The organism is Cupriavidus plantarum, from assembly GCF_905397285.1.
GTDB classification, from domain to species: domain Bacteria; phylum Pseudomonadota; class Gammaproteobacteria; order Burkholderiales; family Burkholderiaceae; genus Cupriavidus; species Cupriavidus plantarum.
This window is the reverse complement of record NZ_CAJPUX010000002.1, coordinates 907539-922384: the sequence shown is the minus strand read 5'-3', so window position 1 is coordinate 922384 and position 14846 is coordinate 907539. Positions and strand designations below refer to the sequence as shown.

At 66.4% G+C, this 14846-nt stretch carries 12 protein-coding genes; 1 reads left to right on the top strand and 11 read right to left on the bottom strand.

Features of this window, described 5'->3' with window-relative positions; genetic code table 11:
- Positions 1-47: 47 nt before the first annotated feature.
- The 4 genes from KHP16_RS12855 to KHP16_RS12840 all read right to left on the bottom strand — a co-directional run bounded on the left by KHP16_RS12855 (position 48) and on the right by KHP16_RS12840 (position 4368).
- The gene (locus KHP16_RS12855; protein WP_109582939.1) at positions 48-1145 is read right to left on the bottom strand and encodes an alkene reductase; all 1098 of its coding nucleotides are present in this window, start codon (positions 1143-1145) and stop codon (positions 48-50) included.
- A 196-nt stretch (positions 1146-1341) separates the two neighbouring features.
- On the bottom strand, positions 1342-2940 hold the full coding sequence (locus KHP16_RS12850; RefSeq protein WP_211960318.1) for a SulP family inorganic anion transporter: 1599 nt from the start codon (positions 2938-2940) through the stop codon (positions 1342-1344).
- A 122-nt stretch (positions 2941-3062) separates the two neighbouring features.
- A complete protein-coding gene (locus KHP16_RS12845) occupies positions 3063-3683 on the bottom strand; it encodes a carbonic anhydrase (RefSeq protein ID WP_109582942.1) in 621 nt (206 codons plus the stop codon).
- 121 nt (positions 3684-3804) lie between these two features.
- The gene (locus KHP16_RS12840) at positions 3805-4368 is read right to left on the bottom strand and encodes an acyloxyacyl hydrolase (protein WP_121491425.1); all 564 of its coding nucleotides are present in this window, start codon (positions 4366-4368) and stop codon (positions 3805-3807) included.
- Positions 4369-4716: 348 nt separating this feature from the next.
- Here KHP16_RS12840 and KHP16_RS12835 point away from each other — a divergent pair, with 348 nt between their 5' ends.
- Positions 4717-5034, top strand: coding sequence for a hypothetical protein (locus tag KHP16_RS12835; protein WP_109582946.1), 318 nt, complete (start codon positions 4717-4719; stop codon positions 5032-5034).
- Here KHP16_RS12835 and KHP16_RS12830 read toward each other — a convergent pair.
- The 7 genes from KHP16_RS12830 to KHP16_RS12800 form a co-directional block, all read right to left on the bottom strand.
- Complete coding sequence (locus KHP16_RS12830) at positions 4992-6035, bottom strand: LysR family transcriptional regulator (protein WP_109582948.1); 1044 nt, start codon at positions 6033-6035, stop codon at positions 4992-4994. The two genes, KHP16_RS12835 and KHP16_RS12830, sit on opposite strands and share 43 nt — an antisense overlap.
- Positions 6036-6066: 31 nt before the next feature.
- Positions 6067-7599 carry an efflux transporter outer membrane subunit gene (locus KHP16_RS12825; RefSeq protein ID WP_211960317.1) on the bottom strand — a complete coding sequence of 511 codons (1533 nt, stop codon included), beginning with the start codon at positions 7597-7599 and terminating at the stop codon, positions 6067-6069.
- A complete protein-coding gene (locus KHP16_RS12820) occupies positions 7599-10739 on the bottom strand; it encodes an efflux RND transporter permease subunit (protein WP_211960316.1) in 3141 nt (1046 codons plus the stop codon). Before KHP16_RS12820 ends, KHP16_RS12825 begins: the two co-directional genes overlap by 1 nt.
- A gap of 9 nt (positions 10740-10748) precedes the next feature.
- The gene (locus KHP16_RS12815) at positions 10749-12029 is read right to left on the bottom strand and encodes an efflux RND transporter periplasmic adaptor subunit (RefSeq protein ID WP_244835782.1); all 1281 of its coding nucleotides are present in this window, start codon (positions 12027-12029) and stop codon (positions 10749-10751) included.
- A gap of 42 nt (positions 12030-12071) precedes the next feature.
- Entirely contained in the window at positions 12072-12923 is an 852-nt protein-coding gene (locus KHP16_RS12810) for an alpha/beta hydrolase (RefSeq protein WP_211960315.1), read from the bottom strand.
- 127 nt (positions 12924-13050) lie between these two features.
- Positions 13051-13827 carry a FadR/GntR family transcriptional regulator gene (locus KHP16_RS12805; RefSeq protein ID WP_211960314.1) on the bottom strand — a complete coding sequence of 259 codons (777 nt, stop codon included), beginning with the start codon at positions 13825-13827 and terminating at the stop codon, positions 13051-13053.
- Positions 13828-14805 carry a Bug family tripartite tricarboxylate transporter substrate binding protein gene (locus KHP16_RS12800; protein WP_109582959.1) on the bottom strand — a complete coding sequence of 326 codons (978 nt, stop codon included), beginning with the start codon at positions 14803-14805 and terminating at the stop codon, positions 13828-13830.
- Positions 14806-14846: the final 41 nt, after the last annotated feature.

The following is a 14846-nucleotide window of genomic DNA, read 5'->3' as shown; positions in this document are numbered from 1 at the left end:
ATGCCGGCTGGCGATCAGCCCTCCAACATTTCAGCCCTCCAACCGTTTCAGCCCTCCAACGTCTCGTAATCCGTATACCCCGCCGCCCCGCCGCCATAGAACTTGGACGGATCGGGCGATGCCAGCGGGGCGTCGCGGCGCAGGCGGTCCACGAGGTCCGGGTTGGCGATAAACGGTCGGCCGAAGGCCACCATGTCCGCGTGGCCGGAATCCACCGCCTCGATCGCCATCTCGCGGCTATAGCTGTTGTTGGCGATGTACTTGCCGCCGAACGACGCATGCAGGGCCTTGAAGTCGAATGCGCTCGCCGCGTTGTCGCCACGGGTCTGCCCTTCGATGCAATGGAGGTAGGCCATGCCGAGCTTGCCGAGCCGCTCCGCGTAATAGCCGTAGAGCGCCTGCGGATCGCTGTCCAGCGGCGTGTCGCCGACCGCGCGCGTGATCGGCGACAGGCGTACGCCGACGCGGTCCGGTCCCCACACTTCCGCCACGGCGGAGATGGCCTCTACCGGGAAGCGCGTGCGGTTCTCGATCGAGCCGCCATATTGGTCCGTGCGCTTGTTCGTGCTATCCCGCAGGAACTGCTCGAGCAGGTAGCAGTTGGCGGAATGCACTTCCACGCCATCGAAGCCCGCCTCTTTCGCGCACCGCGCGGCGTGCCGGTAGTCATCGACGAGCTTGGGAATTTCGGAGGTTTCGAGCGCGCGCGGCATCGAGGGACGGTCCTGCGTGCTGGTCTCGAGGAACACCAGTTCACCGGCCTGGATGGCCGAGGGCGCTACCGGCGGCTGGCCGTTTTCCTGCAGCGAGGCGTGCGACATGCGGCCGACGTGCCAGAGCTGGCAGACGATCTTGCCACCGGCTTCGTGCACCGCGTCGGTGACGCGGCGCCACGCCGCCACATGCGCCTCGGTATAGATGCCCGGCGTGAACGCGTAGCCGCGCCCCTGGCGCGAGATATTGGTGGCTTCGCTGATGATCAGCCCTGCCGATGCACGCTGCCGGTAATACTCGACCGCAAGGTCCGAGTGCACACCGTTCATGTCCGCGCGCGACCGCGTGAGCGGCGCCATGGCGATGCGGTTCGCCACCTCGATGGCGCCGATCGTCGTCGCGGAAAACAGGGCTGGTTCGTTCGTTGGCATGGGATTGACTCCTGGTGTCGGTTCAAACGCGCGGCAAACGCTGGCATGCCGCGCCCTCGCACACGTTAACAGAGGTGGCGCAACTTGGTCTGTTAACCGTTGCAATGCGCAACCCCCGACCCATCGCCGAATGGCACTATGCGGCACTCCTCCGATTCACGGCGATTCACGACGATCGACGCCAATCGATCTCCGGTTACGTGTGGATCGCCGCCGCCACCGCTGGCGGCACGCCGCGCGCGGGCATGGGGCGGAAGGTCACGTCGATCTTCGTCACGCGCGCGCTGCGCTGGAAGTCCGCGATGGTCTCCTCGATATCGTGGTCGATCCACGCACAGCGGCTTGCATCGATGATCAGCTTGCTGCCCGGCTCCACGCGCGCGAGCAGGTGCCGCAGCCGCGCCTTGTTGAAGAACGACACATCCTTATGCATGCGCAGCAGATAGCAGTCTTCGTAGCGCGTCAGCGACAGCGCGCTATGGAAGTTGCTGCGGAGCGTGAAACCGATGCCGACCGCCATGCCAATGGCGATGCCGATCAGCAGATCCGTCGCGAGAATGGCCGCCACCGTGACGATGAACGGCACCGCCTGCGACGGTCCCTCCCGCCACGCCTGCGCAAACAGCGACGGCCTGGCGAGCTTGTAGCCCACATGAAGCAGGATCGCCGACAGCGCCGCGAGCGGAATCCAGCGCAGGGCATTCGACAGGAACAGCACACTCAACAGCAGCAGCACGCCATGCACCATCGCCGAGACCTTGGTGCGCCCGCCCGCGTTGATATTCGCCGAGCTGCGCACGATCACGGCCGTCAGCGGCAGCGCGCCGACGAGACCGGCCGCGATATTGCCCGCCCCCTGCGCGTAAAGCTCGCGATTGCTCGGCGCCACGCGGCGCATCGGATCGAGCTTGTCGACGGCCTCGACGCTCAGCAAGGTCTCGAGGCTGGCCACGATGGCGAGCGTAATGGCCACGCGATACATCGCGGGATTCGCGAACTGGGAGAAGTCCGGCTGCACGAGTTGCGCGCCCAGCGACGCCAACCCGTCGATGGGGGGCAGTTGCACGAGGTGCTCGTCCGCAAGCGCGACGCCCGGCGCCGCATGCGCCGTGACAAGCTGGTACAGCACGCCCCAGGCCACCACGACGAGCGGACCGGGCACGTGGCGCAGCACGCGCTGCGCGCGCGCCCAGGGCGTCTCCCAGATCGCGAGCAGCGCGAGCGAGACCGCCGCGACCGTCAGCGTGCCACCCGAGATGGCGCCCCCAACCTGCGCGAGCATGCCGCCCAGCCCGGCATCGTCGGGAATGCGGCTATCGAACGCGGAGAACGACGCATGCCCGAGCGCCACCGGAACCTGCTTGACGATCAGCATCAGGCCGATGGCGGCGAGCATGCCCTTGATGACGGACGAGGGGACATACGCGCCGAGATCGCCCGCACGCAGACGGGCGAGGACGAGTTGCAGCACGCCCGCGACGAGCACGGCGGTCAGAAAGCCTTCGAAGCCGCCCAGCAATGCAATGGCCTCGATCACGATGACGACAAGACCGGCGGCGGGACCGCTGATGCTGAGCTGCGAGCCGCTGAGTACCGCGACGAGCAGTCCGCCTATCACGCCCGCAAGCAGCCCGGCGAGCAGCGGCACGCCCGACGCCAGCGCGATGCCCAGGCAAAGCGGCAGTGCCACGAGGAAGACGACGATCCCGGCGGGGATGTCATGCGAGAGGTGGCGCGTGTAGGGCTTCCACGCGGAAGCGGTCCGCGGGGCCGTTCGGTCGGCGTTGAGAGTCATGAGGGCGCTTTGAGTGAGACGCTTTGGATGAAGGAAATCGCGGACGCACCTCTCCCCCGCGCGGGTCGTGCGACACGCGCGGCATGAACGGTGCGGGCCGGAAAAAGGTGGCGGAACTGGCGCTAGGCAGCCAGCGCCGAGGCCGGCGCGGGGGCGATCGAATGCCGTTGGTCGAGCAGTCCGGTGTGCAGGTCGTAAACCCACGCGTGGAGCTGCAGCGGACGGCCGTTGTCCCACGCCTGACGGATCAGCGGCAGCGCCGCGAGCCGCTCGACCTGCGCGACCGCATTGAGTTCGACGAGGCGCTCGACGCGCGCGTCGTCATCGGGCAGCGCATCGAGTTCGCGGCAATGGTGTCGATAGACCTGCCTCAGGGAATCGAGCCGCGCATCGACGTGCGGCAGGTCGGGCACGCGCGCGAGCGCGGCGCGCACGCCTCCGCAGCCGCGATGGCCGCACACGATGATGTTGTCGACCTTGAGCACTTCCACCGCGTATTGCAGCACGCTCATCAGGCTCGGATCGTGCTCGACCACCAGGTTGGCGATATTGCGGTGAACGAAGAAATCCCCGGGCTCGGCGTTGGTGATGAGCTCGGCGGGGACGCGGCTATCGGAACAGCCGATCCACAGGACGGCGGGGGCCTGCCCCGCCGACAGACGCGCAAAGCCTTCGGGATCGCGGGCCAACGTCTCGCTGGCCCACGCGCGGTTTTCAAGAATCAAGCGTTTTACGACTTCCATGCTGGCGTTCCCTAATCGTCGATCGTGTGTATCGTATTTCCACGATTCGAGAAGCAGGATACAGGCGAGTTCCTGTTACATCGCACAGACTTTTGCAGTGCAGTATTTTGAATTTTTTTTGTCAGAAGCGGTAATTGAAGTAGCCCGTGATGAAATCCGTGCCGGGGTTCGGCTTCTTGATCGTGCCGTTGGACAGATGCTGGAAGCGCAATCCGAACTCGGCCGCGTTGCGCGGACCGAATGCCACGCCGACCCCGACGATCTCCGTGAAGCGGAACGCGGTGCTGTAGTTGTGCTGCGGCGATGTGCTCGAATGACTCATGATGCGGAAGCCGACGGAGCCTTCGATGAACGGCTCCCACGCGCCGCCCCGCTTCTGCAGGCGGAACAGCGGCGAGACACCACCCTCCACGACGTTCTGTCGCGGCGTGCCATAACGCGTCTGCCATTGGGCGATATCGAACTCCCAGTAAAGCGTGGTCTGCCATCCCTGCGGGTTGCCCCAGTGGAAGCCGGAGTCGAACTGAAAGCCGATCTCGTACTTGTTGATGTCGTGCGAGTAATCGCGACCGAATCCGACATGCACCGCCGGCGCCGGAATCTCGGCGTTCGCGCTGGCTGCGGCCACCAGCATGGCGACGGCCGCGAACAGCGCCGCGAGCGCGTTCGGAACAGCGCGGGACATGGACCATCCTCCGGGAGATATTTGCGAATGCAGTTTCTGCATGTGCCGCTATTCATGCTAGTGGCGCATGGACGCGTCCGCGTCGGAAAGATGGATGGGTTGTTGCATGGCACAAACATGTCTTGCGCCATGTCTCATCCCCGCGCGACGGTGAGTGGGTGGCAATAATTGCCGATTGCGGCCTGCGTTACACGGTGGGCGTGCAAATTTGACACACAGAGGGTGCCAGCAGGCCGCCAGCACGCGGGAATGTGGCAGGCATGCGGCTTGCACCCCCCGGCATGCACACCCGTAGGGACATCCACCTCCCCTACCTCACCCACCAAGACAACCCACGGGAGAAACTTCATGAAGCCACGCGTGGTGATCATTGCCGCATCGCTGATCGCGGCGTCCTTGCTGCTTGCGCCGATGGCCGCCTCGACGGCGCTGGCCGCCAATGCGGCCGCGCCCGACAGCACGGGTCCGGGGATCATGCAGGGCTCGGGCGGCGCCGGTTCGCAGCCCATCGACACCAATCATCCGGGCACGAATGCGGGCAGCAGTGGAACAGGCAGCGCAAAGCCCGGTGCCACGAAGCACGGCAGCAGCACCAGCAATAGCAGTAGCAAGCGGAAGCGCGCTCAGTCCGCCAGCGGCGCCAGCGCACCCGCCGCCAGGCCGTAGGAACCGTCCCGCGCGCTGGCGTCCCGCACGTCCGAGGCCCCCGCAACAGAGGCCTGCGCAGTCGAGGCTCCCCCACCCGCCCGGCGCACCGCTTCGGGCGTGAAGAGCGGCGACGCCTCGAACAGGCCCAGCACCCACTCGACGAACACGCGCACTTTCGGTGCAAGATGCCGGCTCTGCGGATAGATGGCCGAGATCGGTAGCGAGCGCGGGCGCCATTGCGGCAGTATCTCGACGAGCGCGCCAGAGCGCAGGTGCTCGCCCACCATGAAGCGGGGCGGCTGGAGAATGCCGGTTCCCGTCAGCCCGCATTCGACGTAGGCGTCGGCGTCGTTGAAGCCGAGCTTGCCGGGCACCTGCACTTCCACCATGCGCCCATCGACCGTGAAGCTCAGCGGAATCGCACGATTGGTCTTGCTTGAAATGTAGTGGATGGCCATATGCCGCTCGAGATCGTCGAGGGTGCGTGGCAGGCCATGGCGATGCAGGTACTGCGGGCTGGCGACCGTAATCGTCTGCATGTCCGCGAGACGGCGCGCGATCAGCGTCGAGTCCTGAAGCTCGCCGACACGGATGGCGCAGTCCACGCCGTCCTGGATCAGATCGACGAGCTTGTCGCCATAGCCGACGATCAGCTCGACGTCCGGATACAACTCATGAAAGCGGTACAGGTGCGGCGTCACGACCCATTTGCCGATGGTGGCGGGCATATCGACGCGCAGCTTGCCGCGCGGCCCCCTGCCAGCGCCGGCCATCGCCGCCTCGGTTTCGGAAATCTCGGCAAGAATGCGCACGCAATGTTCGTAGTACTCGGCGCCCTCGGGCGTGAGCTTGAGCTTGCGCGTGGTCCGCTGAAGCAGCGGCGTGCGCAGATGCGCCTCCAGGCTCTTCACGATCGTCGTGACCGACGTACGCGAGAGATCGAGGGAATCGGAAGCGCGCGAGAAGCTGTTCGCTTCCACCACGCGCGCGAAAACTTCCATCGCCTGCAACCGATCCATCTTCCCTCACCCTCGCGTGCTTCGTCACCGGTTAATTGTTATTTAGATGACGATCGTTTTCCACATGCGCGACTGTACCACCTTCGCGTTCACTGCGTGCGACAGGGTCGGATGCTGGCGGCGGCACCGTCCAGCCGCCGCCCAGCGACCGGAACAGCGTGACCGCCGCGCGACTCGTATTGGTGCGCGCCTCGTCCTCCCCATCCCGCGCCACCAGCAACTGGCGGTCCGCGTCCAGCACATCGGTCAGCGTGATGGCGCCGAGGCGGTACGCCTGCTCCGACAGTTCGCGGGCGCGCTGCAACGATGCCACCTCCGCCTGCAGCTCCTGCCGGCGCTCGGCCGTCTGCGCCATGGCCGTCATCGCGTTCTCGACGTCCTCCGCCGCCCGCAGGATCGATTGCCGGTAGCCGGCAAGCGCCTCCGCGTAACCGCCGCGCGCCTGCTTGACTTCGGCGTCGATCTTGCCGAAATCGAACAGCCGCCACCGCAGCCCGGCCGTGCCGACCGGCTGGAACGACCGTGCCGAGAACAACCCGTTGGTCGTGATGCTGTCGAAGCCCAGCGCGCCGGACAGCGACAGCTTCGGGTAGTAATCGGCCAGCGCCGCGCCGATGCGCTCGTTAGACGCGGCCAGCCGACGCTCCGCCGCGAGCACGTCCGGGCGACGGCGCAGCATCTCCAGCGGCTCGGTAGCGCCCGCGATGCCCGGCGGCGACGGAATGCGCACGGCATCCTGCGCGGGCGCCGCCAGCTCCGCCGCGTACGTTCCCGGCTGCACGCCCATCAGCACGTCGAGCCGGTTGAGCTGTGCCTCCAGCGCGATGCGCAGCAGCGGCACGGTCGCGCGCGCCTGACGCAAGAGCGCATCGGCCTGCGCCACCTGCCGATCGTCGGCCGCACCATACCGGCGCCGCTCGCGCACGAGGTCGAGCAACCGTTCGTCCGTGCGGATCTGGTCCAGCGCCACCGCCAGGCGCGACTGATACCCGCGCACCTGCAGATAGGCATCGGCCGCATCGGCGGCGACGGTCACCCGCGTGCCGACGTGATCGGCCGACGCGGCTTCCGCCTCCGCGCGCGCCGCGGCCGCACCGCGCCGCAGTCCGCCGGCGATGTCGATCTCCCAGCTGGCCACGGCACCCGCCGTGTAATGGCGCTGGTTGCGGTCGAACCCGGGGAACGTCTGCGCGAGCGTACCGAACGGGCTTTGCAGGCTCTGCCGCTGCGCGGCGGCCGATGCGGAGAGGTCGAACGTCGGCAACAGCTCCGCGCCGGCGGCCTGCGCCACGGCGCGCGCCTGCTCGACCCTTGCCAGCGCGGCCGCGAGGTCGAGGTTCTGCGCCAATGCGCGCTCGATGACGGTGACGAGCATCGGGTCGTCGAAGCCCGTCCACCAGGTGTCGAGGCTCACCGGCGCCGCGTTGTCCGCAACGCGTGGCGCGGTGTTATGGAACGGTGCGAGGTCGGTTTGCGGCTTCACGTAGTCGGGGCCGACCGCGCAGCCCGCCAGCATCATGGCGGCCACGACCACAACGCGCGGTGTAAGAGAGAAATTGGACATCACGCTTGACTCCGGCGACCGAACTTGCGAATGAAGATATAGAACGCTGGCGTGAACAGCAGGCCGAAGCAGGTCACGCCCAGCATGCCGAAGAACACCGCGGTACCGAGCGATTGCCGCATTTCGGCGCCGGCGCCCGATGCGATCGTCAGCGGCGCCACGCCGAGGATGAACGCGAGTGACGTCATCAGGATCGGACGCAGACGGGTGCGTGCCGCGTGCACCGCCGCTTCCACCGGCGAGCTTTCTCCCTCGTCTTCCTTCTGCCGCGCGAACTCGACGATCAGGATCGCGTTCTTCGCGGCAAGGCCAATGAGCACCACGAAGCCGATCTGCGCGAGGATATCGATCGGCATGCCCCGCAGATGCAGCCCCGTGACCGACGCCAGAATGCACATCGGCACGATCAGGATGATGGCCATCGGCAGCCGCCAGCTTTCATACTGCGCCACGAGCACGAGGAAGCAGAACAGCGCGGCGGCGGCGAACACGAGCGTGGTGGGCGTCCCGTGTTGCTGCTGCTGGAAGGCCAGTTCGGTCCACTCGAAGCCGATGCCGCGCGGCAGCACTTCCCGTGCGAGCTGCTCCATGCGCAGCAGCGCGGTGCCGGACGCCACGCCCGGCGCGGCGGCGCCCTGCACTTCCGCGGCCGGATACAGGTTGTAGCGCGGCACGCGATACGGGATCGTCGTCGTCTCGACCGAGGCCACCGTGCCGATCGGCACCATGTCCCCGAACACGTTGCGTGCCTTCAGCCGCGTGATGTCCTCCGCGGTACGGCGGAACGGTCCGTCGGCCTGGGCGATGACCTGATACGTCCGGCCCAGGTAGTTGAAGTCGTTCACATACTGCGACCCGAGGTACACCTGCAGCGTGGAGAACACGTCCGTCGGCTTGAGGCCGACCTTCTCCGCCTTGACGCGGTCCACGTCAGCGAAGAACGACGGCGAACCAGCGTTGAACAGCGTGAACGCGCCCGCGAACGCCGGATCCTTGTTCGCGGCGGCGACGAGCGACTTGGCCGCATCGACGAGCGCCTGCGAGCCGAGCCCGCCGCGGTCTTCGAGCATCAGCTTGAAGCCCCCCGCGCTGCCGAGACCCTGCACCGGCGGCGGCGGAATCGTCAGCACGTAGGCATCCTTGATGACGGACAGCCGCTTGCGCAGGTCGGCCAGCACGGTATTGGCGTCAACACCGGGGATGTGGTGGTTGTATAGCGACGGCAGGCCGGTAAAGACGGTACCCGAGTTCGAAGCGACGGTACTCGTCGTGGCGTCGAGGCCGACGAACGGTGCCGCATGTTCGATGCCCGGCGTGGACAGCGCGATATCGATGACCTGGCGCACGACTTTCTCCGTACGCTCGAGCGACGAGCCGGGCGGCAGTTGCACGATCGTGATCAGGTAGCCCTGGTCCTGCTCGGGGATGAAACCCGTCGGCGTGCGCGAGAACTGCACGCCCGTCAGCACGATCAGGCCCACATATACCGCCAGCACGAGGCCCAGCACGCGCGCCAGACGGCGCGTGACGTTGCCGTAGCCGAACGACATGCGGTCGAACGCGCGGTTGAAGCGGCCGAACCCCGCATCGAGCCAGCGGCGCGCGCGACTCTTGTGGGCGGCATCGTGCGGCACATGATGCTTGAACAGGACCGCGCACAATGCCGGACTCAACGTCAGCGACACCACGCAGGAAATGACGGTCGCCGCGGCGATGGTCACCGCGAACTGCCGGAAGAACAGGCCAGTGATACCGCTCAGGAACGCCGCGGGCACGAACACCGCGCACAGCGTCAGCGCGATGGCGATCAGCGCGCCGCCCACTTCGTCCATCGTCCGGTGCGCGGCCTCGAATGGGGACATGCCCGACTGGATGTTCCGCTCGACGTTCTCCACCACGACGATGGCGTCGTCCACCACGATACCGACCGCGAGCACGAGCCCGAATAGCGACAGGTTGTTCAGCGATATGCCCGAGGCATAGAGCACGATGAACGAGCCGAGCAGCGAGATGGGAATCGCGACGACGGGGATGATTGTCGCGCGCCAGTTCTGCAGGAACAGGAACACCACGGCGACCACGAGGACGATGGCTTCGAAGATCGTCACGACCACTTCGTCGACCGACTTGCCGATGAAGATCGTCGGGTCGTAGATGATCTTGTACTCGACGCCCTTCGGGAAATCCTTCTCCAGCTCCTTCATCGCCGCCAGCACCTTGTGCTCGACGTCGAGCGAGTTGGCGCCCGGCTGCGCGTAGATCAGCATGGCCGTGGCGTCGTCGCGGTCCATGAACGACGTGGAACCGTAGTCCGCGGCGCCCACTTCCACGCGGCCCACGTCGCGGACGCGCGTGATTCGGCCCTGCGCATCGGCCTTGAGCACGATGTCCTCGAACTCCTTTGGCGTCGCCAGCCTGCCGCGTGCTTCCACGTTGATCTGGTACGCCTCCGCGGAAGGCGTCGGCGGCTGGTTCAGCACGCCCGCGGACACCTGCAGGTTCTGCGCGCGCAGCGTGGTCAGGATTTCGCTGGCGTTGAGGTTGTTGGCCGCTGCCTTGTCGGGGTCGATCCAGATGCGCATCGCGTATTCGCGGCCGCCCTGGAACTGCACGTCCCCGACGCCCTCGATCCGCGCGAGCACGTCTCGGATGTGCAGCGTGGCGTAGTTCGACAGGTATAGCGTGTCGCGCGAATGGTCGCCCGAGAACACGTGTACGGCCAGCAGAATGCTCGGCGTGGCCTTGCGGACCTGCACGCCGAGGCGCTGGACATCTTCCGGCAACCGTTGCAGCGCGTTCTGCACGCGGTTTTGCGTGAGGTTCTGCGCGACGTTCAGGTCCGTGCCGATGCGGAAGGTCACGGTAATGGTGAGGCGGCCGTCGCCGGTGGACTGGCTGCTGAGGTACAGCATGTCCTCGACGCCGTTGATCTGCTGCTCCAGCGGCGTCGCCACGGTGCGGGCGATCGTTTCGGCGGAGGCGCCCGGATACGACGTGGTGACCTGCACGGTCGGCGGCACGATCTCCGGGTACTGCGCGACGGGCAGCGCGAACATCGCGCCGAGGCCGATCAGCGTCAGGAAGCAGCTGACGACCGTGGCGAAGCGCGGACGGTCGATGAAGAAGTGGGCGAGTCTCATGATCGGTACTTACCCCTTGCTGCCCGTAGCGGCGTTATTCCCGTCGCCCTTCGCGTCAATCCGGATCTCGCCCGTTTTCACCGCCACTTTCGCACCGGGGGCCGCATAGGGGATGCCGCCGATGATCACGCGGTCGGTGGCCGCGAGGCCGCCGCGAATCACGCGCATGCCGTCGCGCACGTCGCCGACCTGCACGATCTTCGGGGCCACGGTGCCGTCGGGCGTCACCGTCAGCACCACGAATTGCGATTGGTCCGGCAGCACCGCACGGTCCGGCACGAGCATCGTCGGCGCGGGTTGATCCAGTGCAAGGCGCACGCGCGCGAACTCGCCCGGCGTCAGCCGATAGTCCGCGTTTGCCACCGTCGCCCGCGCGCGGATCGTGCCGCTGGACCGATCGAGCACGTTGTTGATGAAGTCGAGCACGCCCTTCCGGGAGTAGGACTTCTCCGTGCCGAGCGCGATCTCCACCGTGTTGGTCAGCGCGGCCTTCTTGTCCGACTTGCTCCGGTAGCTCGACAGCAGCTGGTAGTCCGCCTCGCTGATATCGAAGTCGAAGTAGATGGGATCGAGCGAAACCAGCGTGGCCAGCAGCGTGGTAGCGCTGGTTGCCGCGCGGCTGCCGGAGATCAGGTTGCCGATGGACACCAGATGGGTCCCGATGCGCCCCGTGAACGGCGCGACGATACGGCACCGGTCGACGTCGAACTGCGCGTCGTCGACGGCCGAACGGGCCTCCGCCACGGCGGCCTGCGCGACCTGCCGGTCCGCGCTGCGCTGCTCGAGGTTCTGCACGGACCCCGCGCTCGTGCGTTCGAGCGCCTGCGCGCGCTGGAACTCGCTCTCGGCGAGCGTGAGTCGGGCCTTGGCCGTTTCCAGCTGGGCCTTGGCCTGCGCGAGGCGGATGTCATAGGGCCGCGATTCGATCGTGAACAGCAAGGCGCCCTTCTGGACGATATCGCCATCCTTGAAATGAATGCCCACGAGCGGGCCGCCGACCTGCGCGCGCAACTCCACGCGCTGCACGGCCGAGAACTGCCCCAGCGCCCCGAGACGCGCCTCGAGGTCGCGCACGAGCGGCGTGGCCACCGTGACCTCGGGCAGCGCGGTGCCCTGCTGGGCGGCGGGTGCCGACTTGCCACGCTGCTGGAAGCCCCAGCCGACCGCGGCGAGCGCGACCAATATGCCAACCGCGATCGCTGTGCGCCGTAGCGTGCGCTGCCTGCCGGTATCCGAATTGCCACCCCTCGACAGGGGCTTGGCGCCTGTCTGCTGTAGTTCCGTATCCACTGGATTCTTCCTCTGGGTTCTGCTGTTGATCTGCTGCTGGAATCAGGTTTTCCCGCCTTTGGTGCGCGGCGAGAGTTGTTTCGCGAAGAACGCCGACACTTCGGCCAGCGCCTGGGCGTTGGCCGCCAGCGCGGCGTGCGATACGTCGGGAATGCGGAGCATCTGGGTCGGAACCCCCGCGGCGATCAACGCGCCGGCATAGGCTTCGGCCTCGAGATGAAGCAGGTCCAGGGCCGCGCTGATAATCAGCGTGGGCGGCAGGCCGGCCAGGCGCCGCGACTCCAGCGGCGCTGCATAGGGATGCAGCAGTTGCCGGAATCCGGGCAGATAGGCGCGATATCCGTGCGCGCACGCTGTGACCGACAGCTCGCCGCTGGGGCATTCGATGAGGTGGGAGACGCGTGTCAGGCTCGGATCGAGCAGTGGCGCCAGCAGCGCCTGCGCACGCACGGGAATCTCCTTACGGTCGCGGGCCATCGCGCCGATACCGGCCGCGAGGTTGCCGCCGGCATCGTGACCGGCGACGCCGAGGCAGTCGGCATCCGCGCGCAGGCGGCGCGCGTGCTCACGCGCCCACCGGCAGGCGAGGTAGCCGTCTTCGAGCGGCGCGGGGAATGGGTAGGCGGGGGGCAGCGAGTAGCCGACCGAGACGACGACGGCCGGGGTGGCTAACGCGATCGCGCGCGCGGCGGCGTCGCCGGCATCGAGGTTGCCGTGCAGGAAGCCGCCGCCGTGCAGATAGACAACGATCGGGCGAAGCGCCGCGGCGGGACGTCCGGCGTCCGGGCGCAACCCGGGGGCGTACACGCGCAGCGGGATCCGCTTCGCATGCCCTTCAATGGTGACGTCTTCGACTTCTACCGGAACGCTGTCCGCAACGATGTGGCCAGCCATGATGCTGTTCCTGTGGCGCGATATCGCAATGGCTGGATTCTCGGCGCTCCACAGATACAGGTAAACGATAATAATCCAAATGTGTATTTGGTATTACCGAACAATCGATGCGGGCTGGTGCTGGCGGTCAGGAAAGCTTCTGCAATGCGGTTTCGACCCGGCCGATATGCTCGCCCATGATCCGCTGTGCCGCGGCCTCGTCGCGGCGGCGGATGGCGTCGAGCAGTTCGCGGTGCTGGCGGTTGGAAGCCTTGCTCCGCGTCTTGTCGGCGAAGAATGTCGCGCGCCGGTGCGCGGACATCAGGTAGAACGGGTGCACCATCTGCGTGAGCACGGTGTTGTGCGCGGCGTTGAAGATGGCCATGTGGAAGTCATAATCGAGGTCGGCGGTGCTTTCCTCCGCGCCACCTGGGGCCGCACCTGAGGCCACACCTGAGTCCCCACCTGAACCGCCGCCGATCGACACTTCGAAACGCTCGACGATGTCCTGCAGGACGGCGAGATCCTCGTCCGTGCGCCGCTGGCAGGCCAGCTGCACGGCCTGCACCTCGACGATGCGCCGGACTTCGAGTGCCTCGAGCAACTTGTCCGTGGTCAGCGAGATGCCGAGCTCGGAGAACAGGCTCAGCGTCTCGAGGCTCACGCGCTCCGGCGTCGCGGTCAGGAACACGCCGGAGTTGGGCCGGCGTGTCAGATATCGCAGGTTTTCCAGCACGGATAACGCCTCCCGCACGACGCCTCGCCCCACCCCGAATCGCTCGGACAATTCCCGTTCGGACGGCAGCCGCTCGCCCGGGTCGTAGGCGCGCTTCTGGATGAACGACAGGATGTCCGCGAGCGTACGGGAGGTCAGCTCCTGCTTCTCGTTTGGCTGTTCTTCTGTGCTTGGACTGACTTTGGGCATCTATTGCTGCTGCTTGGTAAATATCTTCGGGGCGACGGTATTGAACGTATTTTGAATCGCCACGACCTGCTTTTGCAACTCGTCGCCGCGCACGTCCGACACTTTCATGCCGTATTCGCGCGCAAACGACTGGTACGCGTCGCTGGCGATGGCCCTGGCGAACAGTTCCTGCAACTGTTGCGCGCGCTCCGCCGACAATCCCTTCGGCCCGACCAGATACGACATCTGCTCCAGCGCGCCGAACGGAAACACGTCGATCTTCTTTTCCGCGAACGTCGGCACCTTCGGCAGGATCGACACGCGCTCGTGCGAGAACACGCCCACCGGACGAATCAGCCCGCCGTTGATCTGGCTCAGCGTTTCCGACGGCTTCAGCACCGCGCCATCGATCTGGTGACCGGCTAGGTCCGTCAGCACTTTGGCGCCACCCGTGTACGGCACATTGATGAAGCTCACGTCATTGGCGCGCGCGAGCATGGCCGCGAACGTATGGTTGACGTTGTTGTTGCCCGGCGTGCCGATCGACACGCCGCCGGGCTTCTTCTTCATCAGCGCGACGAACTCCTCGATCGTGTTGACGGGGCTCGACTTCGACACCACGAGGATCATCTGCTCGATGGTGGTCTGATTGAGCGCCTTGAACTGATCGACGCGCAGCCGGGTCATGTCCTGCGCGACGGCGCCCATCAGCGACGATGTCGCGAGGCCAACGGTGTACCCGTCCGGGGCGGCGTTGGCCACCTTGGTCAGGCCGATCGTGCTCGATGCGCCGGGCACGTTCTCCACCACCACGGTCACGCCTGATTTGCCGAGGATATCGGACAGCTTGCGCGCCGTCAGGTCCACCGAGCCGCCCGCGTTCCACGGGACGATCAGCGTGATGGGCTTCGACGGAAAGGCATCGGCGGCATGGGCGGATGCGCCCATCCACGCGGTAGCGGCCAATGCCACTGCGGCGGCGATTCTGAACAGCTTCATGACTACGGTCTCCTCCAATTTCGTTATGTTTTTGGGGTGCA